Genomic DNA, 2,619 nt, shown 5'->3' with positions numbered 1-2,619 from the left:
CGCTGTCGGTGAGACCATCACCTTAAGCTTTGATGTCACTGTCGATGACGGCAACGGCGGCACAGATACCGAGACTGTCACAATCACCATCAATGGAACCAACGACCCGGTTGAAGGCGAATTTGCCAAAGAGATCTGGGTTCCGGCCTCCCTGTTACAACTCTCGGATCCTTATCTTGCCGGTTATCCGCTGAATATTGATGTTCCAACCGATGTAGATGCCACGGATGAAATTAGCATCACAAACCTGAGTCTTGAGTTTATCGATCCTGCAGAAACTGCCGAGCTAGGCTCTATTTGGTACTGGGATGATGGCGAGCAGATGCTGGTGCAGTATGACTTTGACAATCCTGAAGCCTTGTCTGCAGCAGAGTTAGGCAGTCTGGTCTATATGCCGGGTAATAACGGTGATATTGAGGAACAGCTTGATATTTCTCTGACCTTCACAGTCAACTCAGGTACAGATCATGTGGATGGTGACTTCATCATCCATGCGGTGCCGGGGAACAGCTTAGGAGGGGAAAGTGTCACCATAGGTGATGGTTCATCACCTTTGACTTCAGGTAATGACCAAGATGCCATTCTCAGTATCAGTGGTGGATTCGCCGATGCGATTAATTTAGCGCCTTCCGCCGGTAGCCTGGATCTATTTACCGACTTCCAAAAATCGCCCTTTGCCATTCCAATCCCCGGCAATGAGAGAGACATTGACTCCACAGCCGGCAGCAAACGGGAAACAGAGGTATCGGTCAGGCTAACTATCAACGGTATTACCTTCATTGTGCTACTGGCTGATCCTGTGGATAACATAGAACAAACTTGGTTTTATGATGCTGATTCTGGCTTGATGAAAGCCAGTATTGGCTACGATCAGATTGTGCAAGAGTCAGATAACTCGATAACACTCGCTGACTATCTGACCTTAAATCCAGCCCAAGCTGCCGATCAATGGACTATTACTTACTTCGACAATGATGGAGGCAGCTATCAAGCCCGATATGTACAAGCTGTATTTACTCACGAGCTGCTGCCTGATGATGCCATTACGATAACAGGAAGCGACGACATAGATAACCTCATCTTTGGTAGCACTCAGGGTGACTCTCTCACCGGAGCTAACCAAAGTGATGAAATTGTCGGTCGCGAAGGGAATGACACCATCAAAGGTCTGGAAGGCGATGACCAATTACTGGGTGGTGCTGGTAATGACTACATCTTTGGCGGTACAGGTGCCGACTATCTGGTTGGCGGCCCCGGCAGTGACCACCTGGATGCTGGCTTAGATAATGACAGAGATATTCTTATCTGGGATGCCGGGTCTGCAGATGGCAGCACCGATGACGTCTATAACTTCTCCCCTAACACAGATGCACTGGATTTATCGGACATATTGGTTAATGAAGAAAATGGAGTTTTGGATGATTACCTGGACTTCAGCTTTGTGAATGGCAACACCATCATAACTGTCGACACGACAGGTGCCGGCGGGGACAGTGTCACCATAGTACTCAATGGCGTGGATCTGTCCACAGAGTATGGAACTACCGATGAAGGTGTGATTATTCAATCCCTTATTTCCGACGGCGCATTGTTGGTTACTCAACCTGTCGTCCAAACCTCATTACCCGAGCCAAATTATACTTACTTATCCGAGGATCAGTTAATCCCGTAACAAAATCGCCGACAATTCACAATAAAATTAACAGAAGCGCTAAGCTTCTGTTTTTTTATTAATCGAAATAAAAAATAAACCAATATAAATCATAAAATTACAAACCGTACGATCGGTGTCAAAAAATTGACTTGACCAGGTTATTCATCTAAGATCGCGCCAGAAGATTTACACTTTTTGTCAACTTGCAACCCAGAAACAATGGGATGCAACTTTATTGATACGGATATTGCAAGCGCCGGGGGCGGGACATGAAAGCACTTATCGCAACACAAAATGGTCAAGTTAAAAGTTTGAATGGCAAGGCTTATGTTATGTCAAATGGCCAGCAAGTTCCATTACAACAAGGCGACTTGGTCGCGCACGGAAGCGAAGTTTTTGTCGATAATGATGCACAGATAGAGCTTTTACTCAGTGATGGGAGCAGTCTTAGAGGAGGATCTGAAGTTCCTCAAGAAGTGTTGCAAAATACAGATGCTGTAACAGATTCTGAAATTGAGCAGCTACAGGCCCTTATCGCAGCAGGAGAAGATCCAACCGCTTCATTGCCTGATACTGCTGCCGGTGGAACTCAAGGAAATGAAGGAACATCCGGCTTTGTTTCATTGGCAAGAAGTGGTGCAGAAACGCTGGCTGCCAGTGGCTACGATTCAGCAGGCTTCGAAACTGATGCTATTACACTGCAAGAAGGTTTATCACAAAACGCCTTTAACCTGGCCCAAGTTGCGCCCAGTACTGTAACCTTATTGGCGCCAACCCAAGTCAATGAGGGTGGCAGTATCACCTACACAGCAGTTGTAGATAATGCCCCTCTTGAAAGTGACTTGATACTGACCCTGTCCAACGGCGCCAGCATCACCATTGCGGCCGGTCAAACCGAAGGCACTGTCACCGTCGCGGCGCCGACGGATGATGTCTATCAGGACGGTGAAACCCTCTCGGTCAAT

Annotated in this window: 2 protein-coding genes; both read left to right on the top strand. The window is 47.1% G+C overall.

Annotated features, from left to right (window positions below):
- On the top strand, positions 1 to 1,672 hold a 1,672-nt coding region (locus CX650_RS10495; RefSeq protein WP_157823017.1), incomplete at its 5' end, for a type I secretion C-terminal target domain-containing protein.
- A gap of 251 nt (positions 1,673 to 1,923) precedes the next feature.
- A partial coding sequence (locus tag CX650_RS10490) for a retention module-containing protein (RefSeq protein WP_157823016.1) occupies positions 1,924 to 2,619 on the top strand: 696 nt, incomplete at its 3' end.

Origin of the sequence: Shewanella indica (genome assembly GCF_002836975.1) — a bacterium.
Taxonomy (GTDB): Bacteria; Pseudomonadota; Gammaproteobacteria; order Enterobacterales; family Shewanellaceae; genus Shewanella; species Shewanella indica.
The sequence above is the reverse complement of the archived record's forward strand: the minus strand, read 5'-3'. Positions and strand labels throughout refer to the sequence as shown.